At 69.2% G+C, this 19,905-nt stretch carries 18 protein-coding genes and 1 pseudogene; 8 read left to right on the forward strand and 11 right to left on the reverse strand.

The features are described from left to right. The first annotated feature begins 289 nt into the window (after positions 1-289). The 3 genes and pseudogenes from MBA17_RS08390 to MBA17_RS08400 form a co-directional block, all read left to right on the forward strand. Positions 290-457 (forward strand): hypothetical protein, encoded by a 168-nt coding sequence (locus tag MBA17_RS08390; RefSeq protein ID WP_238495726.1) that lies wholly within the window; start codon positions 290-292, stop codon positions 455-457. A 318-nt stretch (positions 458-775) separates the two neighbouring features. Next, the gene (locus MBA17_RS08395; RefSeq protein WP_238495727.1) at positions 776-1,345 is read left to right on the forward strand and encodes a DUF4158 domain-containing protein; all 570 of its coding nucleotides are present in this window, start codon (positions 776-778) and stop codon (positions 1,343-1,345) included. Between the two features lie 82 nt (positions 1,346-1,427). After that, positions 1,428-1,763: pseudogene (locus tag MBA17_RS08400) on the forward strand (Tn3 family transposase); the annotation flags it as partial. Between the two features lie 53 nt (positions 1,764-1,816). Here MBA17_RS08400 and MBA17_RS08405 read toward each other — a convergent pair. Further along, positions 1,817-2,329, reverse strand: coding sequence for an imine reductase family protein (locus tag MBA17_RS08405; protein WP_238495729.1), 513 nt, complete (start codon positions 2,327-2,329; stop codon positions 1,817-1,819). A 27-nt stretch (positions 2,330-2,356) separates the two neighbouring features. On the opposite strand from MBA17_RS08405, the gene MBA17_RS08410 reads away from it, so the two are divergent. Then, positions 2,357-2,515 (forward strand): winged helix-turn-helix transcriptional regulator, encoded by a 159-nt coding sequence (locus tag MBA17_RS08410; RefSeq protein ID WP_455432723.1) that lies wholly within the window; start codon positions 2,357-2,359, stop codon positions 2,513-2,515. Positions 2,516-2,543: 28 nt separating this feature from the next. Here MBA17_RS08410 and MBA17_RS08415 read toward each other — a convergent pair whose 3' ends face one another. The 8 genes from MBA17_RS08415 to MBA17_RS08450 form a co-directional block, all read right to left on the reverse strand. After that, the gene (locus MBA17_RS08415) at positions 2,544-2,696 is read right to left on the reverse strand and encodes a hypothetical protein (protein ID WP_238495730.1); all 153 of its coding nucleotides are present in this window, start codon (positions 2,694-2,696) and stop codon (positions 2,544-2,546) included. 90 nt (positions 2,697-2,786) lie between these two features. Next, positions 2,787-2,930 carry a LuxR C-terminal-related transcriptional regulator gene (locus MBA17_RS08420; RefSeq protein ID WP_455432724.1) on the reverse strand — a complete coding sequence of 48 codons (144 nt, stop codon included), beginning with the start codon at positions 2,928-2,930 and terminating at the stop codon, positions 2,787-2,789. 287 nt (positions 2,931-3,217) lie between these two features. Beyond that, on the reverse strand, positions 3,218-4,933 hold the full coding sequence (locus tag MBA17_RS08425) for a GMC oxidoreductase (RefSeq protein WP_238495731.1): 1,716 nt from the start codon (positions 4,931-4,933) through the stop codon (positions 3,218-3,220). Further along, complete coding sequence (locus MBA17_RS08430; protein ID WP_238495732.1) at positions 4,930-5,952, reverse strand: Gfo/Idh/MocA family protein; 1,023 nt, start codon at positions 5,950-5,952, stop codon at positions 4,930-4,932. The genes MBA17_RS08425 and MBA17_RS08430 overlap by 4 nt, the downstream gene beginning before the upstream one ends. 79 nt (positions 5,953-6,031) lie before the next feature. Further along, positions 6,032-8,095 (reverse strand): hypothetical protein, encoded by a 2,064-nt coding sequence (locus MBA17_RS08435; RefSeq protein WP_238495733.1) that lies wholly within the window; start codon positions 8,093-8,095, stop codon positions 6,032-6,034. After that, entirely contained in the window at positions 8,092-10,488 is a 2,397-nt protein-coding gene (locus MBA17_RS08440; RefSeq protein WP_238495734.1) for a glycoside hydrolase family 2 TIM barrel-domain containing protein, read from the reverse strand. The genes MBA17_RS08435 and MBA17_RS08440 overlap by 4 nt, the downstream gene beginning before the upstream one ends. A 16-nt stretch (positions 10,489-10,504) precedes the next feature. Then, positions 10,505-11,857, reverse strand: a complete 1,353-nt coding sequence (locus tag MBA17_RS08445; RefSeq protein WP_238495735.1) for an MFS transporter — start codon at positions 11,855-11,857, stop codon at positions 10,505-10,507. A 105-nt stretch (positions 11,858-11,962) separates the two neighbouring features. Next, the gene (locus MBA17_RS08450; RefSeq protein WP_238495736.1) at positions 11,963-13,021 is read right to left on the reverse strand and encodes a family 43 glycosylhydrolase; all 1,059 of its coding nucleotides are present in this window, start codon (positions 13,019-13,021) and stop codon (positions 11,963-11,965) included. 296 nt (positions 13,022-13,317) lie between these two features. Between MBA17_RS08450 and MBA17_RS08455 the strand changes: the two genes are divergently transcribed. Further along, positions 13,318-14,295, forward strand: a complete 978-nt coding sequence (locus MBA17_RS08455) for a LacI family DNA-binding transcriptional regulator (RefSeq protein ID WP_238495737.1) — start codon at positions 13,318-13,320, stop codon at positions 14,293-14,295. Between the two features lie 177 nt (positions 14,296-14,472). Next, positions 14,473-14,619 carry a hypothetical protein gene (locus tag MBA17_RS08460; RefSeq protein WP_238495738.1) on the forward strand — a complete coding sequence of 49 codons (147 nt, stop codon included), beginning with the start codon at positions 14,473-14,475 and terminating at the stop codon, positions 14,617-14,619. Between the two features lie 7 nt (positions 14,620-14,626). Here the strand turns inward: MBA17_RS08460 and MBA17_RS08465 are convergent, their stop codons facing one another. Beyond that, a complete protein-coding gene (locus MBA17_RS08465; protein ID WP_238495739.1) occupies positions 14,627-15,517 on the reverse strand; it encodes a helix-turn-helix domain-containing protein in 891 nt (296 codons plus the stop codon). 143 nt (positions 15,518-15,660) lie between these two features. Here MBA17_RS08465 and MBA17_RS08470 point away from each other — a divergent pair, with 143 nt between their 5' ends. After that, positions 15,661-16,530 carry an oxidoreductase gene (locus MBA17_RS08470; RefSeq protein ID WP_238495740.1) on the forward strand — a complete coding sequence of 290 codons (870 nt, stop codon included), beginning with the start codon at positions 15,661-15,663 and terminating at the stop codon, positions 16,528-16,530. Between the two features lie 1,274 nt (positions 16,531-17,804). Here the strand turns inward: MBA17_RS08470 and MBA17_RS08475 are convergent. Then, positions 17,805-19,040 carry an amidohydrolase family protein gene (locus tag MBA17_RS08475; RefSeq protein ID WP_238495741.1) on the reverse strand — a complete coding sequence of 412 codons (1,236 nt, stop codon included), beginning with the start codon at positions 19,038-19,040 and terminating at the stop codon, positions 17,805-17,807. A 57-nt stretch (positions 19,041-19,097) separates the two neighbouring features. Here MBA17_RS08475 and MBA17_RS08480 point away from each other — a divergent pair, with 57 nt between their 5' ends. Next, positions 19,098-19,712 (forward strand): TetR family transcriptional regulator, encoded by a 615-nt coding sequence (locus tag MBA17_RS08480; RefSeq protein WP_238495742.1) that lies wholly within the window; start codon positions 19,098-19,100, stop codon positions 19,710-19,712. The last annotated feature ends 193 nt before the right edge of the window (positions 19,713-19,905 follow it).

Genomic DNA, 19,905 nt, shown 5'->3' on the forward strand with positions numbered 1-19,905 from the left:
GTACTCCCCTCGCCCTCCCAGGCTAGGCGAACCCTCCCACTTTGCTCCACCCCTGGGCTCTCCGCGGGGTGATCGCCAGGTGTTTGACCGGCGCCGCGCATGGGGCCGATAGTGGAAGGAGCACGCAAGGGGAGTACCCGCCGTCCGACATCCCGGCCGTCATCACGGTCTCCACGCCTGGGGAGGCCCGGCGGGATGGCCCTCCCGCTCAGGCTCGGCCGACGCGGAGGGTGCGGGAAGACCTTCGTCCTCGTGGCCATACCTCCAGGCGAGGCCGAGGGGAGTCCTCATGTCGATCACCGTGCTTCTTGAGATCCTGCTGGGCATCCTGCTGATCTTCTCCGCACTCATCAGCGCCGCTGCGCTTTGGGTTCCACCGCCGCGGTCCCACCGCCGGCCGCCGCCGCGCCCTTTCCTGCACACAACCCGCCGAGGCTGGCCAGGAAAGCGCAGCTGACCAGAATGCAGAGCGCTGCCAATCTGCCAAGGTGCCCGAGACACCCGCGCCTGCGCTCGATAGCCCCTGGAGCGCTGGCCCGCGCCTTTGGCGACCCGGTGCCTGGCGATCAAGGCTCAACCCCTTCACGAGGAGAACCCGGACGACTGGTCTCCACGTCAGTACGAGGCGGGGCGGACGAGGCCCGTCTCGGGGTCTGAGGAACATCGGAACCGGATCGTGCGCTAAGCGTTTGTCCTGGTGATTCCTGGTTTGACCGGTCAGTGATCGTTGCCAGAACCTTCGGAGGTCTTGTCATAGACCTGGTGGAGGTTCGCGGTGCCGGTCGAGTTCTTGTCGGATGAGCAGGCTGCTGGGTTCGCCTCGTTTCAGGGGGCGCCCACACGCACGGAGCTGGAGAAGCACTTCTTCCTCGATGACGCGGACCGAGAGGCGATCGAGAGCAAGCGCAGAGATCACAACAGGCTCGGCTTCGCCGTCCAGCTCGGTGTCGCCCGGTTCTTGCGGCGGTTTCTGCCCGACCCCCGCCAGGTCCCCGTCGAGGTGGTGGACTATCTCGCCGAGCAGCTGGGAATCACCGACGCCTCCTGTATCAAGCTGTACGGGCAGCGTGATGGAACCGCGCGCAGCCATGCCGGGGAGATCGAAGAGGCGGGCGGGTGGGTCGACTTCGCCGAGGTCGAAGCGGAACTGGCGCAGTGGAGCGCGGCGCGGGCGTTCACCACGGGCGAGGGGCCCAAGGCGTTGTTCGACGCGGCGGTGGTCGAGCTGCGCGCCCGCCCGGTGTTGATGCCGGGGGTGCATCGGCTGGCGCCGCTGCGGTCCGCGCCGCCGACGTCATCCGGATGCTCTCTCGCGACGGCCGGCCCACCCCGCTGGGCGACGTGATCGCCCACTACGGGCGCATTCCCAAACCCTGCGCATCCTGCGGATGGCCGACGAGCCGACCTACCGGCACGAGATCAAGGCCCAGTCCAATCTGCAAGAAGGACGCCACGCACTGGCCCGGCGGATCTTCCACGGCAAACGCGGCCACCTCTACCAGCGCTATCAGGAAGGCATGGAGGATCAGCTCGGCGCGCTCGGCCTGGTCCTCAACGCCGTGGTGCTGTTCAACACCCGCTCCATGGACGCGGCCCTGGCCAAGCTGCGGGTCCAGGGCTTCGCGGTGCGCGATGAAGACGTTGCCCGCCTTTCGCCCTTCATCCACGCCCACGTGAACCTGCTGGGCCGCTACTCCTTCGCCCTGCCCGAACTACCCGGAGGTTTGCGGCCCTTGGGCGAGTCCATAGATATTTCACTCTGACCGGCGTCCTACCGATCTCGCAATGACCAGAGGGTCGTCGCCTGCCGGACGACCTATCCGGCTGAGACGGAGTCGGTGCGCATGCTCGGTGTGTCGGCTCCTTCACGCTGTGCGGCGACAGCTCGGTCGAGCCGCGCCCGCATCGGCTCCAGCAGTTCGGTGCTGACGCCTTGCTCTCTGCTGGCGTCCAGGATGTTGGCGAAGCTCACCGCCTGCATCTGCAGGTTCGACTCGTCGTCGGCGGCGTCGCCTGAATCCATGGCCTCGGCTATGACGGGAAGGGCCGCGACCATGGCGTTGAGCCACGAGACCGCCAACGGTGCGAACTCCGCCGCTGGGACCTTCTCCGAACCGACCATGGCGGCGGCGTGGTAGAACCCGTCGAACATCCCGTACATGGCGGCCAGCAGCGCCAGGTCGTACAGCGAGGCCTGACCGGCGTCCGCATGCAGGTACCTAGCCGTGCCCAGCGCGCCAAGAGTGCGCTCGTGAGTGTGGAAGGCCCCGTCCGATCCGCTGTAGAGGATGAGTGCCTCGGGGCGCCCCATCATCATGGGCACTGCCATGATGCCGCCGTCCACGTAGTCCGCCCCGTGTCCAGCGGCCCATTCGGCGAGGTCTACCACCAGGTCCCGCCGAAAGTGGAGTACTCCCTGACCGACTTCGGCCACTCACTCAACACCGCCCTCATCCCGCTGGGTGACTGGGGCGAGAAGCACATGCGAACCATCGAGTCCCTTCCCCGCGGATGAAGCCGACCTGCCGCGGCAAGCACCAGACTCACCGCTTGCGGGCGGCGGGGTCGCGCCCTGCCTGCCAGCGCGCGAGAGCTTCGGCGGAGACTCGAGCGTAACGGGCCAGTGAGGCGACCGAGGTGTGACCGGAGTACTGCCCCCATCCGGCGAAGGCGTTTCCCCAGGACGGCACTGACATCACCGCAGATAATCATGGATTATCTGCGACTAATCGCTCTCCAAGGGGTCCAGCGAGGAGCTGTACAGCGCTGACCTGCTCTGAGAGGGCTTAGCGCACGATCCGGTTCTGATGTTCCTCAAAACCCGTCTCGTACGCGTGCGCGGCGGCTTGGGTCCGGTCGCGCAGGCCGAGCTTGATCAGGATGCGGCTGACGTGACTCGTGACGGTCTGCTCACACCGCGGCCCGGGCACGGGATGGAACCTGTGCGAATGTCGCCACTCGGCGCTGACCCACCTGGGTGAGGCCGGTGCTGATGGCCCAATTCCGGCACGAGAAGCCGGAGAATCAGCGGCTGACCTGCCTCGACTCGCTTAACCGAGATCCGCGACATGCTCAACGCCCAGCCCGGACCTAGCGGTAGGATGATCACCCCGTTTGCGGTGCCGGACCGTGGTGGTCTCGCGGTGCACGCGATCCGGCCCGCTGTCCCGGCCGGCAGAGCCGCAGGAACCGGGCCGGGTAGGGGCAGGTTCGTCGGTCAGCCGGCGGCGGCCGCGTGGGTGGCGGTGTGCCAGGCGAGGGCCATGATGGTCAGGACGGGGTTGGCGCCGCCGTTGGTGACGTGGAGACTGGCGTCGGCGATGTAGACGCGGTCGGTTCCCCAGAGTTTGCCGTGCGGGTCGGCGGCGCCGTACCGGGGCGAGTCGGACATCCGTACGGTGCCGGCCTGGTGCTGGCCGCCGGACAGCCCTCTGTTCGCCGCGCCCATCCGCCAGGTGCGGGTGGCGCCGGATGCGCGCAGCCATTCCTCGGCTCGGTCGGACAGGAAGGCGCAGGTGCGCAGGTCCTCGGGGTGCTGGAGTCCTTCGAGCCGGGCGACGGGGAGCCCGAGGTGGTCGGTGACGGTGGAGGCGAGCCGGACGCGCGCTTCGCGGGTGGGTATCTCGTGGACCGGGCCTTGGATGTTGATGGTGTGCCGGTAGCCGTCGGCCAGGGCGCGGCGCGTGTCGGGTCCGGCCCGGTCGACGTCCGAGGGCAGGCCCAGGGCGTAATGCATGGTGGGGATCTTGATGAAGTCGTGGCCGAGCAGACCGCCGCCGACGATGCCGTCGTTGCCGTGGGAGAAGTGCCGGGTCGCGACGGAGGGTCCGGGGCCGAGGCCGTCGTGGACGTCCAGGTCGAATAGGCCGAACACGTTGGCGTACAGGTGGCCTTGGAGGCAGTCGCCGACCCAGTCGTTGCCCAGGCCGCTGAGCTGGAGCAGCCGGGGGGTCTCGACCGCGCCGCCGGCCAGGATGATCCGTTCGGCGTGGATGGTGCGCACGGTGCCGTCGGCGGCGATCTCGATCTCGCCGTCGTCGGAGATCCGCATGACCTGTGCCTGGGTGATCAGGTGGGTTCCCAGGTCGAATGCGCGGGGCAGGACGGTGCTGTGGGTGCCGTTGCGGGCGTCGACGGGGCAGGCGAAGCCGACGCACTGCCCGCAGCGGATGCACGCGGCCCGGCCGCCGCGGGGCTCGGTGTTCAGCAGCAGCGGGACCGCTCCGGTCGGCCAGCCGAGTGCTTCGGCTCCGGTCTGGAGCACGGTGGCCTCGGCGGTCGGCCGGAACGGCGCCATCGGGTAGCCGCGTTTGCGGGGCCCTTCCGCGGGGTGGGCGCGGCCGGCCACGCCGAGTTCCCATTCGACCTGGTCGTAGAAGGGTTCGAGGTCGTCGTAGGTGATCGGCCAGTCGGCGAGCGCCGAGCCTTCGGGGACGCCGTACAGGGAGGCCATGCGGAAGTCGTCGGGCAGGAACCGCCAGGCCTGGGCGCCGAAGAACCGGGTGCCGCCGCCCACGGTGATCGCGTTGTGGTGGTAGCGCAGGTCGTCGTAGTCGACGGCGACCTCGCCGTCGTCACCGGGGACCGCGCGTGGGTGCCCAGGGGGCGTGTCGAGATCGCCGCCGAAGAAGAAGCGGTGGTTGCGGACCTGGTCGGCCGCCAGGTCGCGGGCGCCGAACCACGAGCCGCGCTCCACCACCAGGACCGACGCCCCGCTTTGGGCCAGGACGAACGCGGCGACGCCGCCTCCGGCTCCGCTGCCCACCACGATCGCGTCGTAGCGGTCGCGCAGGTCTCGTAGCGCTCGTGTCGGGGGGCGTTGCACCAAGGGCACGTCGACGGGCGGGCGGCCCGCCGGGTAGGGGTCGAAGCCGATCTCCTCCCAGGCGCCCGAGCCGGGGTCGGCGTAGAAGTCCAGAAGCGAGCGGGTCATCGAGGACGCCTTTCGTCAGAGGGGTCGTTGATCGTCAGAGAGCCGTGCGGCGGAACACGCTGGACCTGGGCTCGGATGGCGTCGAGAGTGGAGGCGATCGCGATCGTCTCGGTCAGGGGCATCACGGGGCTCTCGGTGAGGCCCTCGGCGAGGCAGCGGTGGACTTCGGCGATCTCGAACTGGAGCCCGTTGCCCTGATAGGAGGCGTCGATGCGTTCGGCCCCGCCGGGGTGCGTGGTGACGGTGAGTGCGTCGGGGCAGTGCATGAACGCCGGAAGGTCGATCGAGCCGTTGGTCCCCGCGATGCGGGCCGTGCAGGTCATGACGGTGCGGATCGCGCTCTTGACGACGCCGAGTGCGCCGCCGGGGTGGCGGAGCACCGCGGCGATCTGCTCATCGACGCCCGTCTCGCCGATGACGCCGTCCGCGACGACGTGTTGGGGCGCACCGAGGACGAGCGAGCACAGCTGGACGGGGTAGATGCCCAGATCGAGCAGCGCGCCGCCGCCCAACGCGGGGTTGAACAGCCGGTGCTGCGGTTGCACCGGCCACCGCATCCCGAAGTCGGCCTCCACCAGGAGCGGTTCGCCGATGCGACCGCTCGCCATCGCTTCGGCCAGCATGCGGTAGGCGGGCAGGAAGCGGCTCCAGATCGCCTCCATCAGGAACAACCCTCGGGCACGGGCCTGCTCGGCCATCCGCCGGGCCTGCCCGGCGTCCAGCGCGAACGGTTTCTCGCACAGCACGTGCTTGCCGGCCTCCAGAAAGGCGAGGGTGTCCGGCTCGTGCCGTGAGGCAGGGGTGGCCACGTAGACGATGTCGACATCGGGGTCGGCGGCCAGCTCGGCGTAGTCGCCGTACCGGCGCGCGATGGTGAACCTGTCCCCGAAGGCCGTGGCCCGCTCAATCGAGCGCGACGCCACCGCGACGATCTCTCCGCCCTCGACCGAGCGCATCGCCTCGGCGAATCCGGCCGCGATCTCACCCGGCCCCACAACACCCCAGCGAATCGTGCTCATTTCTCGTCCTCTTCAAGATGCGCCGTGGCGCGGCTGTCTTCGGCGGCTGCGCCTACGGTGATCCGGTGCACAGGTGATTTCAGGGCCATACGGTGAAGCCCTCGTGCCGCACGGTCCAGCGGCCGTCGCGGGGGAAGCCCGGGCAGTCGCGGCCGCCGCCCTGCCAGCCGACGGCCATGAGCGAGACGGCGGCGAGGAGGGCGCCGTTGGCCGGGAGGTAGAGGGGCAGGATGCTGCCGATCTGCGGGCTGTGGCCGGTGGGCTGGTAGGTGTTCTTGGCGGCGTCGGTGAGGAGGGTGTCCACGGCCAGGTCGGGGCGGCCGAGGCGGGTGGCGGTCATGGCCATGACGGGGAAGTCCCAGCCCCAGGCGCTGTTCCAGTCCCAGTGCTCGCGGACGTCGAGGAGGGTGGCCTCCATGATGGCGGGGTCGATGAGCGGGGTGGGCGGGACGACGCCGAGGGCGCACAGCATGGAGGGGTGGTCGTCGCGGCGCAGATACGGTTCCGTGGCGATCGCCGAGTAGACGCCACCTTCCCGGCGTGGCAGGGCCAGGTTGTCCTGGATGTGCTGCCAGCGCTCGTGCCGTTCGAGGCCACGGCGTTCGCGCCAAATTTGCGCGATCTCCAGGCCCCACCACCAGTAGGCGAGCTCGAAGGTGGGGTCCTCGGTGGTCCTGGCGTCGTAGAACTCCTGGGCGGGCACGAGCGGAGCGGGCAGGTGACAGACGCCGTCGCGTTCCTCCACGAAGGAGGCCATGAACGTCGCCGTCTCCTCGACCAGCTCCACGAAACGAGTCACCTCTGATCCGGCGCGGTAGAGGAGTTCGAGGAGATAGAGGAGGTGCGGCTGCTGCCAGATGAGCAGGGAGCCGATGTCGGACGGGCTCTCGCGGCCGTCCGGGCCGACGTGCTTGGGCCAGCGGGCACCGTCGTAGTGCTGGCGGCGGGCGGTCTCGCGGGCCGCGCCGAGGATGGACAGGTACCAGCCGAGGCTGCGTTCCAGCAGCTCGGGGCGGCCCCAGGCGGCGAAGTGGGCGGCGTGCCAGAAGTGCATCTCCAGGTGGAACTTGCCCTGCCAGGAGTTGGTGATCAGCCCGGTCTCCTGGGGCGGCATGGTGCCGGAGCAGTTCACGGCGGTCAGGTACTGCGACAGCACGACGCGGCGCTCCAGCTCGGCCGCCCGAGGGTCGGTGCTGCCGGCGAAGTCGACGGCGGCGCCGGAGGTCCAGAACCGGCGCCACCAGGCGATCGCGGCGCCCTCGATCGTGGTGAACTCGCCGCGTCCGAGCACGCCGCCCGGGGCGAAGGTGGCCACGAGTTCCAGCACGGTGGCCGTGGTGGTCAGCTCGTACGTGTGCGGCTCCCCGGTGGCATTGACGGTCCCCTCCGACCAGTCCAGGCGCACCTCGTAGGTGGTGTCGTCAAGGACGCGGTCGAAGCGGCAGGCGCGCTCGTCCAGCAGATGGAGGGTGGTGGTGTGCCGGTCCGGCGCGGTCCAGTCGGAGGTCTCGAAGAAGCCGTCGCTGGCGTACGGGAACCGCACGGCGACGGCGGCCTGGCCGGTGGCGAGCAGGTCGGACTCGATGCGGAAGGCGACGCGCGCGTGGTGCGGGTCGGCCACGGTGGTGACGCGGACCTCGTGCCCGGCGTAGCTGAAGACGCTGGTGAGGGTGCCCGTCCACAGGTCGAGACGCTGGCGCGGATCGGTGAGCGCGGCGGGGCCGGTCACTCCCGGTCCGAGGATGAGCCCGATGCGGCCCAGGTCTAGCCGGTGGGGGTTCACGTGGAGCCAGGTTCCGGCCCGGAACTCGGACTCGCCGCCCATCGTCGCGGCCATGTCGTACTTGTCCGCGTACTGGACCGGCCCGCGTGAGGTCTCGTAGGTGGACATCGCGTCGGCGAGCACGAAGCCCTCGGGATTGGGCATCGCGTGCCAGCCCCAGGTCGACATCGTCGCGGTGTTCACCGCGAGCCGCCCCTCGGCGCGGGCGGCGGCCTGGTCGTGGAAGGCGGTGAAGGTCTGCATGCCGGTGATGTCGGCGGTGTAGGCGAAGTCGCCGTTGCCGACGGTCAGCACCGTGGCCGGGTCGGGCCGGGTGATCTCGACGGTGTGGCGGCGGACCAAATTCTCGCGGTCGATCATGAGCTCTGCACCTCGATGATGATCTCGACGGGCGCGCACTCAGGAGCGGAGGCGAGCAGCCGGATCTTGCCGGTGCCGGTCGGGCGGATGATGGCCAGGGCCCGGCCTTCATAGGTACGGCGTTGCACCGCGTTGAAGCGCTCCTCCGTGCTCGGGTCGGCGCTGCCCAGGGCGATCAGTTCGCCGGCGCCGGAGACCTCGACGCTGACCGGACGGTCGGCGGCGGTGTGGACGGTTCCGTCGTGATCGGTGAGGGTGAGGGTGACGTAGGCCAGGTCGCCACCGGCCGCGATGATCGCCGGACGGTCGGCTTCGGCGTGCAGCCGTACCGCGTCCGATGCCGTGCGCAGGACGTTCCGGCCGGTTTCCAGGCCGTCGCGGTAGGCGATGGCAACCAGTTCGCCCGGTTCGTAGACCGCCTCGAAGACGGTCTTGAGCGCGGCCGGCGAACGGCCTAGGGAACAGCCGTTGAGCAGCAGTTCGACCTCGTCGGCCGCGGCGTACACCTCGACGGTGATGGGTGAGCCTTCGAAACCGGGCCACGTCCAGCTGGCGATCGCGTCGCTCCACGCCCACGGGGTGCCGACGAAGGGCTCGCCGTGGTGCTCGGGCCGCCACACCGCGAGGTAGGGCTGCTCGCGCAGGCCGAAGACGATCTCCCGGTAATAGGAGATCGGCCGCCGGTGGCCGGTGATGTCGAGGTCGCCGCACCCGGCAGTCAGGTACGGGTAGGGAGCGGTGAAGGCGCGCCTGTCGAGCTCGCCGTACTGCGGGCGGCCGATGCCGGCCTCGCCCAGGTAGTCCCAGCCGGTCCAGGTGAAGTCGCCGATGACGTGGCCGTGCTGTTCGACCAGCGCCCAGTTGTGCGCGATCCGGGTGGGAAAGGTCTCGGTGCCGAGGATGATCCGGTTCGGGAACGCTTCGCCGTCGGGGGCGTAGCGGCTGTCGGCGTAGTTCATGCCGGCCACGTCGAGCATCGCATAGGCCTCGGCGGTGCGCCGGGTGACCAGGTCGGAGGTGGCGATGGCGTTCATCATGTCGCCGGCGTCGGCCATCACCGTGTTGATCCCCGCCTGCTCCGGCTGCCGCTGTCTGAGCTCGGCCAGGTCGGACATGACGGCCAGCATGGTGTTGACCGCGTTGGTGACGTAGCGGGTGCCGTCCTGTGCGCGGACCTTCTCGGCCAGGTTGCGCGCCAGCGCCGCGCCGGCAGGTGTGCCGGTCTCGGGGATCTCGTTGCCGATCGAGTACAGGATGACGCTGGGGTGGTTGTAGTCCTTGGCCACCATCGCCTCGATGTCGCGTTCCCACCATTCGGGAAAGGCCAGGCTGTAGTCGAAGGGGTGCTTGCCGGAAGTCCACATGTCGAAGGTCTCGTCGACGACGAGCATCCCGTGGCGGTCGCAGGCGTTCAGCATGGCCTTGCTCATCGGCTGGTGCGACATGCGGACCGCGTTGAACCCGGCCTGTTTGAGCAGCTGGATGCGGCGTTCCTCGGCGCGGGCGTGGGTGGCGGCGCCGAGCGGGCCGTTGTCATGGTGGAGGCAGGCGCCCCGCAACTTGCGGCTCTGCCCGTTGATCCGCAGGCCATGCTCGGGGTCGAGCTGCAGGGTACGGATGCCGAAGGTGACGGTCTCCGCATCGAGCTCGCCGAGGGTGACGTGGCAGGTGTACAGGTGGGGCGAGTCGGGGCTCCATAGGGACGGCGTACGCACGTAGAGCCGGTGCCGGGCGGTCGTCGTCGCGCCGGGCAGTACGGTGACCGGCGCGGTTTCGACGGCCACGATGTTTCCGGCGTGGTCGCGGATCGTCGTGGTCAGATCGGCGGTACGGATCGCGATGGAGTCGTTGGCGATCGTCGTGGCGACCTCGGCCACCGCCTGCCCGGCCGCCACGTCGGGCGTGCTGACCCGCACCCCGTCCGGCACGATTCGGACCACCTCGCCGACCAGCAGCCAGGTGTCGCGGTAGATGCCGGCGCCGGTGTACCAGCGGGAGTCCTGGTGGCTGCGGGCCTCGACGCGGATCTCGTTGTCCTGGCCGTAGCGCAGGTAGGGGTCGGCCGTGATCGGGAAGTGGGAGTAGCCGTAGGGACGCTGCCCGGCGTAGTCGCCGTTGATGTGCACGGTGGCGTCGCGGTAGACGCCCTCGAACTCCACGGTGATCCGTTTGCCGCGCAGTTCTTCGGGGACGAAGAACGTCTTGCGGTATTCGTAGGCGCCGCCGGGAAAGTACGCGTTCGCGCCTTCGCCGTCCGGCTGCCGCTCCTGCTCCAGCGTCGCGTCGTGTGGCAGGGTGACCTCCCGGTAGGGAACGGTCTGGCCGCCCAGCTCGGCGAAGGGGTTGACCTTCGGCCGGAACTGCCAGCCGTCGTTGAACGAGGTGCGGATCACACGTACTCCAGGGCTCTTATCGGACGGACTTGACGCGCAGCAGGACGACCAGGCCGGCCGCGACGGTGAAGGCGGCGGCGACGAAGTACAGCAGTGTGTAGTTCTTGGCGCCGCCGGTGGCGCCGATCGTCAGGAAGAGCGGCGCGATGAGCGGCGCGACCCCTTGGGCGATCGTGGTGGAGAAGTTGTAGATGCCGGTGTAGCGCCCGGCGTTGGTCCGGTCGGGCAGCACGTCCAGCGCGATCGCCTGGTCGACGGCGGCGAACACGCCGATGCCGAGGTTCCCGAGGACCGCCCCTGCGATGATCACCGGCAGGCCGGGCGCCAGTGCCATCGTGATCGCGCCGGCGGCGTACACGCAACCGCCAAGGATCACGAAGATCCGGCGACGGCGCAGTTTGTCGGACAGGAAGCCGCCGCCGACCGCGCCGGTGATCGCGGCGACGATGCCGCCCATGGACAGCACCGCCACCAGGCCGCCCACCTCTTCCACCGTGATGCCCAGCCGGGAGGCCACGAAGTACGCGGTGAAGGTGGTGTTGAAGGTGAGCCCGGTCATGAACAGGAACTTGCCGAGCCAGTTCCAGGCGAAGTCGGGGCTTTGGCGCGGGTCGAAGACGTAGGTGCGGGCGAGCGCCCCGAGCGACCACGGTTCACCGGTCCACCTCTGGTCGCGGCTGTCCGGCTCGGGCACCAGGAAGACGAACAGCACCATCACCACCGCGCCCACCACGCCCGGCAGCAGGAACAGCAGCAGGGGGTTGCCGGTCAGGCCGCTCGCCAGCAGGGCGCCGGCCACCGGTGCCAGCTGGCCGACCATGCCGCCCAGGCCGGAGACCTTGCCTCGCTGCGACTCGGGCAGCCGGTCGGCCTGCGAGGCGATCAGCAGCGCGAGGATCGACCCCCAGCCGATCTGCGCCAGCACCCAGCCGAGGCCGAGCATGAGCACGGTGGGGGCCTGTGCCATGACCACGAGGGCGACGACGCCCAGGACGGTCAGTGCGAGCAGGTACGGCCGGCGACGGCCGAACCGGCTGCGGGTGCGGTCACTGAGCATGCCGATCAGCGGCGCCGCCAGGACCGAGGCGATGCCGCCCGCGCCGATGACGTAACCGAGGTACTCGTCACGGCCCGGGGCGAGCTGGGAGACCCTGATCGCCAGGGACAGGGCCATCGGCGTGACGAGCGCCATGAACACCCCGAAGTTGGCCAGGACGATCAGCCAGATATAGGTGGCGCCCACCTTCTGCAGATCATCGGCGCCGGTAGCCGGTACGCCGGGCTGTCCGGCGGTGGCGTCGCCGGAGTCGTGGAGGGATTCGAGGATTGGCGGGCCGACGGGCGGCTGGTCGGCGGGGGTGGGTGCCATGACAACCTCACAGAGGGTGAGATGAGAGGGGAAGGGGCCGCAAGGCCAGGTGTTCTACGCGGGCGAGCAGGTGATGACCGTCTCCGACGTCGGCGGGCGTGCGGATCAGTCGAAATCCTCGATGCGCCATTCGTCGTGCCAATCGAGGTAGGGCATGTCGCCGTCGAAGCGGATCGGCAGCCAGACGTAGTCCGCGACCGCGGTGCTCGGCTCCAGCAGGCCGGGCGGCGCTTCGGGAGCGCCCGCGCCGTCGTCCTGCGCGCCGGTGTACATGGCCGCCATACGGTCGAGCACCTTGGCGGAGACCTCGGCGGGCAGATCCGGCAGCCACCGGTCGGCCAGCGCGATGTACAGGTCCTTCTTGTGCGGGTGCTTGAAGACCGAGGAGATCTGCGACCGGAACGAGGTACCGGTCGTATCGCCCGGGTGGGGATCGCCCAGCACCGTCCAGGGGCCGTGGTAGGTGTCGGCGACGGCGACCTCGCTCGGGTTGGGGAAGTAGCCCGAGGTTCCGGAGGTGAACAGGTGATGCTTGTCGCCGCGGCGGAAGTAGGCGGGCGCCTCGCGCACGTACGGCGGATGCGGGTGCGGGAAGTGGGTGGAGTAGGAGCCGCTCACGTCGGTGTGGTCGGCGGTGAGGTCGGCGCAGATGAGCTCGCTGTGCACGCGCTCGAAGTAGTAGTAGCCCCTGCCGTCGTCGGGGTCGACGACGAGATCGAAGTCGCCGGCGCTCATTCCCAGCGGCCGCAGGCCGGTCCGCACGATCTGGTATGGCCCCTCGATGGCCTCGGCGACCAGCACCGTGGATTCCTGCACCTCGCCCATGATCTTGAGCCAGCAGACGAACCGGCCGGTGCGCTTGTCGTGGATGATGTGCGGCCGGTCAACCTGCTTGGCCGGGTGCAGCGGGCTGTCGGGGTCGTGGGGCTCCGGTGGGATGATCAGGCCGCGGTCCTCCCAGTTGTACAGATCCTGGGAGGTGTAGCAGCGGATGCCCCAGTGCCAGATACCGCTGCCGGTGACGGTCTTCTCCTTGTTCTCCCCGTACCAGTAGAACGTGCCGTCGACGTCCAGGATGGACCCGCCGTGGGCCTGGATGCGCTCGCCCTTGGTGTCGAGCCACGGCTGCCCCGGCCGGATACACGTCTGGGGATGATCGCTCACGTTCTGATCCTTCGGGTTGTAGGCGCCTCACCGAAGAGAGGCATGTTCCGCAACGGGCATGACAGAAAGCAATTGGCGGACCGGAGGGGTTTACGCCGTTTACGCGCGTTACCTACGCGTGTTAGTACGTTAACAGCGGATGTCACGGCAGAGGCAAGACGTCGTCCCATAACGACTGCGCAACGCCGTGGCGAACCCGGCGGGGAGGCGGTCCTCCCGAGTTACGCGCGTTACTTGGTGGCCCTACCATGAGCAAGGTCAGCAAGGCCACGCCGTTCAGCTCAAGGAGAGGGCGCATGACGCGACCCGCCAAGCGGATCACCAGCTCCGATGTGGCCCGGGCCGCCGGCGTCTCCCGCGCCACGGTCAGCTTCGTGCTCAACGACCGGCCCGGGCTGTCGATCACCCAAGAGACCAGGCGCCGCGTGCTGGAGGCCGCCCAGCGCCTGGACTATCGGCCGCACGCCTCAGCGCGCTCCCTCGCGGCCGGGCGCAGCGACGTCGTCCTGCTGTCCATCCCCGACCTGCCCATCGGATCGGGAATCAGCCGCTTCGTCGAAGAACTCGCCACCGCACTCGCCGCCTACGGCCTGACGCTGGTCACCCACCTCGCCGGAGCACACGGCCGTCCACTGCCGGACGTGTGCGCGAGCGTCGACGCCTCGGCGGTGATCGGGTTCGACCCCTTCGACCACGACACCATCCAAGCCCTCTACCGGGCGGGCGCCCGCGTCGTGATCCCACCCGACGCCGACCCGCCCGCCGCGACGGGACACCTCGGGCGCGCGCAAGCAGACCACCTGATCAGCCGTGGGCACCGGCGCCTCGGCTATGCCGCGCCAGCACACGCCGGTTACCGCGCGATGGCCGAGGAACGCCTGCGCGGCGTCACCGACGCCTGCGCCGAAGCCGGCATCGACCCACCCGTCGTGCTCACCACGACACTGGAGATCGCCAGCGCAGCCCAGGCCGTGACCCACTGGGCCGAGCGATCCGTTACCGGCATCTGCGCCTTCAACGACGAGACCGCCATCGCCGTCCTGGCCGGCCTGTATCACCACGGCCTGTCCGCCCCCGCCGACCTGGCCGTCATCGGAGCCGACGACATCCCCACGGCGCGGCTGGCGACTCCGCCGCTCACCACCGTCTGCTACGACCTGCACCAAGCCGGCAGGCAGCGCGCCGAAGCGGTCGTCGCGGGTCTGACGGGCCACCAAGACGACGTCGCTCTCACCCCCGCCATCCCGCAAGTCGTCCAGCGTTCCTCCACTTAGGCCGCAGCCACAACGCGCCTGCGTTCAGCGGCTCGGACGGCAGCACGGTCTTGCCGGCGTCTCGGGCTGGATCAGCGCGGCTTCGATGCCGCACGCCAGCGGACTGACCCCCGGTCGATCGCCGGGGGCAGGCCGAGACCACCATCGTGTTCGCCACTCACTCACACAACATGATCTGTGTCACGTCCAAGACGCGCCGCCCGAACCGGCGCCACCATCTACGCCTCAGAAGAGACCTGCGGCGTGATGACGGCCGACCTGGCCCGGATGAAGGCCGACGCGGCCATCCAGGCCGAGTGCTGTCGGGGCTCCCGGACCCGGTGACGGCTCTTCATTGCTCGTCTATGGCTTGGCGACGGTCGGGGCCGGTCGGGTTCCGGCCCTCGCCGGTCGCCGTCAGGCTTCCCAGGATCGCGAGCAGTTCCGCGCTGCGGCTGCCGGGTTCGGCCTGGAAGACCTTGAGGATCAGGCCGTCGGTGCCGACGATGGCCAGCTTGCTGGCGTGCAGTTCGAGGTCGCCGACCTTTGGATGGCGCAGCCGGTTGACGCGCGGCCGTTTGGGGCGGACGTCGTGGCGGCCCCACAGGCGGCGGAAGTGCTCACTGCGTACGGACAGTTCGCCCACGAGTTCGGTCAGGCGTGGGTCGTCGACGTCGGGCCCGATGTTGGCCCGCAGGGAGGCGATCAATGCCTCGGCCAGTTCCTCCCAGTCCCGCAGCAGTTCCCGTTCGCTGTCGTCGAGAAGGACGGCCCGCAGGAGGTTGACGCCGGCGGAGTAGTTCGGAGAGACGGCCGTCGCCAGCGCGTTGGCTGCGAGCACGTCGGTGAACTTGTTCTCGACGTAGGCGGGATTGGTGGTCCAGCCTTCCATGAGCTGGAGGATGCCTGGCGGCACGGGCTCGGGCTTGTGGCCCGTGGAGCGGGGCGTCCGGCGGTCTCGGGAGGGGCGCACCTGGGTCAGGCCGACCAGGTGAGCGGTGGCGTCGGCGTCCAGGTTCAGGACGTCGGCCAGGGCTTCGAGGACCTGAAGCGACGGATTGCGGTCGCGCCCCTGCTCCAGGCGCAGGTAGTAGTCGGCGCTGATCCCGGCGAGCGTCGCGACCTCCTCGCGACGCAGTCCCGGGACGCGTCTGAGCCTGCCGCCGCGGATTCCGGCGTCCTCGGGCCGGACCTGTGCCCGGCGGGCGCGTAGAAAATCGCCGAGGGCGTTCGTGCCGTCCATGCTCCAACCCTAGGTCCGTATCGGTGCGGGTGCCTGTCCCTGTCACTCCCAGGAACAGCGGGGTACTGCCGCGCGCGGCTGGTCGTGCGCAGAGTGGGTATCGGACACGCTGTCCATGCACGTATTGCACCGGAAGGCACACCATGAGCGACACTGTTCCCGGCGGAACTCTCGCCCTCGCCGACGACCTGACTCTCAGCCGCATGGGATACGGAGCCATGCAGCTGGCGGGCCCGAACGTGTTCGGGCCGCCCAAGGACCGGGACGAGGCCGTCGCGGTGCTGCGAGAGGCCGTCGAGCGGGGCATCACCCACATCGACACCAGCGACTTCTACGGGCCCGCCGTCGTCAACGAGCTCATCAGGGAAGCCCTGCACCCCTACCCCGCGGACCTGCACATCGTGACCAAGGTCGGCTGCCGTCGCGGCGACGACGGCAGCTGGAACCTCTCGCGGGACCCCCAGGACCTCAAGGCCCAGGTCCACGAGAACCTCCAGCACCTCGGCCTGGACACGCTCGACGTGGTGAACCTGCGCCTGGGCACCAACGAGGGGCAGACGAACGAGGAGCCGATCGGCGACATGTTCGGCGCGCTGGCCGAGCTGCAGGAGGAAGGCCTGATCCGCCACCTCGGACTCAGTGCCGCATCCGATGCCCAGCTCACCGAGGCGCAGGCCATCGCCCCGGTCGTCACGATGCAGAACCTCTACAACCTGGCCAACCGGCAGGATGACGCCCTCGTCGAGCGGTGCGCGGCACAGAACATCGCCTTCACCCCGTTCTTCCCCCTGGGCGGCTTCTCCCCGCTGCAGTCGCAGACCCTGACCGACGTCGCCGCACGCCTGGACGCCTCACCGCAGCAGGTCGCCCTGGCCTGGCTGCTGCAGCGCTCGGCCACCATCGCCCTCATTCCGGGCACCTCCTCGCGCGCCCACCTGCGCCAGAACATCGCCTCCGCCGACCTGACGCTGCCGGCGGACGCGGTCTCCGAACTCGACACGATCGGCAGCTGACGCCGAAGCAGGGAAGGACCCGGGCGGCATTGGACTGGCGGTGCTTGCGAGTCCGGTGGCGGCGACGAGCTCGGCGCGATGGTGATCGTGCTTCGCGTATCTGAGTCGCTTCTCGGCCTCAAGGCAGCGAGCAAGCCCAAGGAGGGTCAGCCAAAACCCCATTGGGATCGTTGTAGGGCGTGAGTCGACGCGGAGCGTGGCGGGATCAGGCAGTCGCAGCCAACGCGGCCTCTTCCTGGGGCGGGGGAGTGGGGGTCGATGGGAGGGGTGTAGTAACAACGGAGTTCGCCGGTCCGTGAGGCGCCGTGGTGGGTGAGGTGGCTCCGAGGTTCGCTGCTTCGCACGTCGGGCCTGCGGCGGGCGTCGACCACAGCTTGGCGATGTTCAGGCACTCGCCCTTGCTCACCACTTATAAATCTACAATGTAAAGGCGCTGGCTGAAGGCAGCCTTCGATAAGCCAAACCACGTAAACCATCAGCAGGCGTGCGATCGGCCACGACGCACCGCCGGCGCCTGCCACGAGCGGGGCGGGACCACTGGTCAGCGCGGCCGTCCACTCGCGGGCGATGGCGCCGCCGCTGTAGCGGTAGCGGGTGTCGAACAGCTCGGTGAGCAGGGAGGCCGGCACGGCGAACATCCCGGAGATGCGGACGCTCCCTCTTCGTTGATGTTCTCGTCGTCGTGGGGAAGACGAGGAGGCGCGTGCCGTGCCCGGCCGAGGTGTCGCCCTGAGAGAACGCCTGCTCACGCGGGAGTCGGCGGGCCGATACCGGCCGTGGAGGCCGCGATCCCTTGGTCCAGGTGGGCCGGCTCACCCTGGGTTCGCCTATGCCGTACCGCCTTGCCGACGGCACGGCGCCCGCGCGAGTGGCTCCCTGCTCAGCGGGGCGAGCCCTGCCAAGTTGAGCAGGGCGCTGAGCACGAGGTTGAACGGGTGTTAGCGCCGACGATAGAACCGCGTGGTTCGACCAACCAGTACACGTTCGGTCACTTGTTGCACCGGCATCATCACTTTGTGTAGATATCCTCACGCTTTAAGGTGATTAAGAAGCCTTCTTGAGGGCTGGGTGCCGAGGAGCAGGGGTGCTGGTGCGGCCTTTGGGGGCGGCCCGGACCGGCTTTGGAGGGTTTCGGCGGGGTAGCCGGTGTGCCCAGGATGATCAGTAGCCGGGGGAAATCGCGGCGAACTCCGCCTGGCGAGAGCCTGCGGTGATGGCGGCGTTCCCACGGGTAGCGTTGATCTTGAGCGAGCCGGGGCGTCCACCGGCTGCCCTCAGCTGGTAAGCGGATTTTCGTCACCGAGTTGGTGCTCGCGCGTTAAGCGCTGTCCGCCCCGCCAGACGCCGAGGATGTCGAGGGTGTGGTCGATGTCGGCCGTGGGATCGCCGTCGATGAGTACCAGGTCGGCGCGGAGTCCGGGCGCGATTTTGCCCCTGTCGGTGAGGCCGAAGCAGCGGGCGGTGGCGGCGGTGGCGGCGGTCAGGGCCTCCCGGGGCGTCAGGCCTGCGGCCACGAGTCGGCGCAGTTCATGGTGCAGGGTCACGCCGTGGGCGGTTCCCATGTTGGAGGCGTCGGATCCGGCCAGCACGGTGACGCCGGCGTCGCGTAATTCTGCCAGCGTGTGGGTCGCCACGTCGAAGTCGTGTCGTGCGCCTTCGCCGAGCGGCACGGGTTCCATGGTGAGCATGCGCCGTGCCCCTTCGCCCAGATAGGGCGCGACCCGGGGGTCGGTGGCCAGTTGCCGGCCCTGCGGCCTGCCGAACAACTCTCCGAGTACGGCGAGCGTGGGGATCACCACGGTTTCCCTCGCCGCCAGCTCGTAGGCGAACTCCGGGGCGGGCCGGTCGACGAATAGGTGGCCGAGCACGTCGACGCCTGCCGTGACTGCCAGCCGGGCCGACTCCGCGGTCAGCGCATGGGCGACGGTCAGCATGCCTTTGTCATGGGCGGCGGCGACCAGCGCATGGAGTGTCTCGTTGGGCATCATCGGGGTCGGCATGCCTACGGTCGAGCCGTCGTCGAGAAGGATCTTCAGATAGTCGGACCCCTCGGCCAGCCGCTCGTCCACGAAGGCTTCCGCCTGTTCGGGGGCGGTGAGCGTGGGGAAGGGCGGCAGGAGACCCATCTCCACGAGGTACCAGCCGTATCCGCCGGGGATCGTGGCGGCGGTGCCCGCGGTGCGCAGGTCCGCCGGTTCGGGGGCGGCCGCGGCCGCGGCACGGAGCTTGGCGGCCTGGACGGGGTCGGCCATCATGTCGAGTACGGTCGTGACCCCGAATGCCGAGGCCTGTTCCAGATCGCCGGGGAAGGCGTGCGCGTGCGCGTCGATGAGGCCGGGTATCAGGGTGGCTCCGCGCCCTTCGATGACGACCGCTCCGGGTGTCTCCGCCTCTCCGATCGCGGTGATGAGCCCTTCGATGACGGTGACGTGGGTGGGCGGAAGGACCTCCTCGCCGTCGAACACCTTGACGTCGCGGAACAGCAGCATGGCGAGCTCCTTTACATACATGCATCTATGTATCTTTAGCGAAGCATACATGCTCGCACGTATGAGAAACTGTCCGTCATGCGGAGAACTGCGGAGGAGGCGGCGGCCACCCGCCGCGCCCTGCTGGTCGCGGCTCTTGCGGAGTTCGCCGAGCTTGGTTACGCGGCGGCCACCCTCGCCGGGATCGCCGCACGGGCAGGAGTCACCCGCGGCGCGCTCTACCACCACTTCACAGACAAGACCGCGCTCTGCCTCACGGCGATCAGCGAACTGTGGGCCGAAGCCGCGACGCCCGTCTGGAACAAGCTCGACGGCCCGCAACCACCCCTGCAGCGCATCGCCGACTTCCTCGTCGCGTTCTTCACGGCGCTGGAGGAGGATTCGACGTTCCGGGAAGTGTTCGCGCTGTCGATGCGCAGCGCGGAGGGCGTGGCCGAACTGGAACGCGGCCTGCACGACAAGCAGGCCATCATGGAAGGCTGGCGGCGGCAGATGGTGCAGCTGCTGACCAAGGCCGAACTCCGCCCGGGCGTCACCGCGAACACCGCGTCGCTCGCGATCATCAACGCGGTCAACGGCACCGCCGCCACCTGGCTGGCATGCCCCGCCCTGTTTTCACCCGCGCAACAAGCCCAGTCACTCGCCGACGCCATCCTCCACGGATTCGCCAAGCCCCCGGATGTCGCCCAATAGATCGGACCGGAGCCGGCCCCTTGGCGTTTGAGAAATGTCGGTGAGAAGTAGCAGCGCTGACGGCTGCAGATCTACCGGGACCCGGTCGTGCGTCGGATCCGTGACGGTCGATGACGACAACGCGGTGCATTTGCCGAGGTTGTTGGCTCACGGTCGTGTCCCCGGGGTGTGGGTTCGTCTCCCCGGCTCGTGC

It is taken from the genome of Dolomitihabitans soli (assembly GCF_022213955.1).
Taxonomy (GTDB): domain Bacteria; phylum Actinomycetota; class Actinomycetes; order Streptosporangiales; family Streptosporangiaceae; genus Streptosporangium_A; species Streptosporangium_A soli.

Bases quoted from the DNA above. Each gene is read 5' to 3' on its own strand.
- MBA17_RS08465 (WP_238495739.1), bottom strand. From the start codon at position 15,517: ATGGACGGCACGAACGCCCTCGGCGATTTTCTACGCGCCCGCCGGGCA.
- MBA17_RS08470 (WP_238495740.1), top strand. From the start codon at position 15,661: ATGAGCGACACTGTTCCCGGCGGAACTCTCGCCCTCGCCGACGACCTG.
- MBA17_RS08405 (WP_238495729.1), bottom strand. From the start codon at position 2,329: ATGGCAGTGCCCATGATGATGGGGCGCCCCGAGGCACTCATCCTCTAC.
- MBA17_RS08430 (WP_238495732.1), bottom strand. From the start codon at position 5,952: ATGAGCACGATTCGCTGGGGTGTTGTGGGGCCGGGTGAGATCGCGGCC.
- MBA17_RS08445 (WP_238495735.1), bottom strand. From the start codon at position 11,857: ATGGCACCCACCCCCGCCGACCAGCCGCCCGTCGGCCCGCCAATCCTC.
- MBA17_RS08435 (WP_238495733.1), bottom strand. From the start codon at position 8,095: ATGATCGACCGCGAGAATTTGGTCCGCCGCCACACCGTCGAGATCACC.
- MBA17_RS08415 (WP_238495730.1), bottom strand. From the start codon at position 2,696: ATGTCAGTGCCGTCCTGGGGAAACGCCTTCGCCGGATGGGGGCAGTAC.
- MBA17_RS08390 (WP_238495726.1), top strand. From the start codon at position 290: ATGTCGATCACCGTGCTTCTTGAGATCCTGCTGGGCATCCTGCTGATC.
- MBA17_RS08425 (WP_238495731.1), bottom strand. From the start codon at position 4,933: ATGACCCGCTCGCTTCTGGACTTCTACGCCGACCCCGGCTCGGGCGCC.
- MBA17_RS08475 (WP_238495741.1), bottom strand. From the start codon at position 19,040: ATGTATGTAAAGGAGCTCGCCATGCTGCTGTTCCGCGACGTCAAGGTG.
- MBA17_RS08455 (WP_238495737.1), top strand. From the start codon at position 13,318: ATGACGCGACCCGCCAAGCGGATCACCAGCTCCGATGTGGCCCGGGCC.
- MBA17_RS08480 (WP_238495742.1), top strand. From the start codon at position 19,098: ATGCGGAGAACTGCGGAGGAGGCGGCGGCCACCCGCCGCGCCCTGCTG.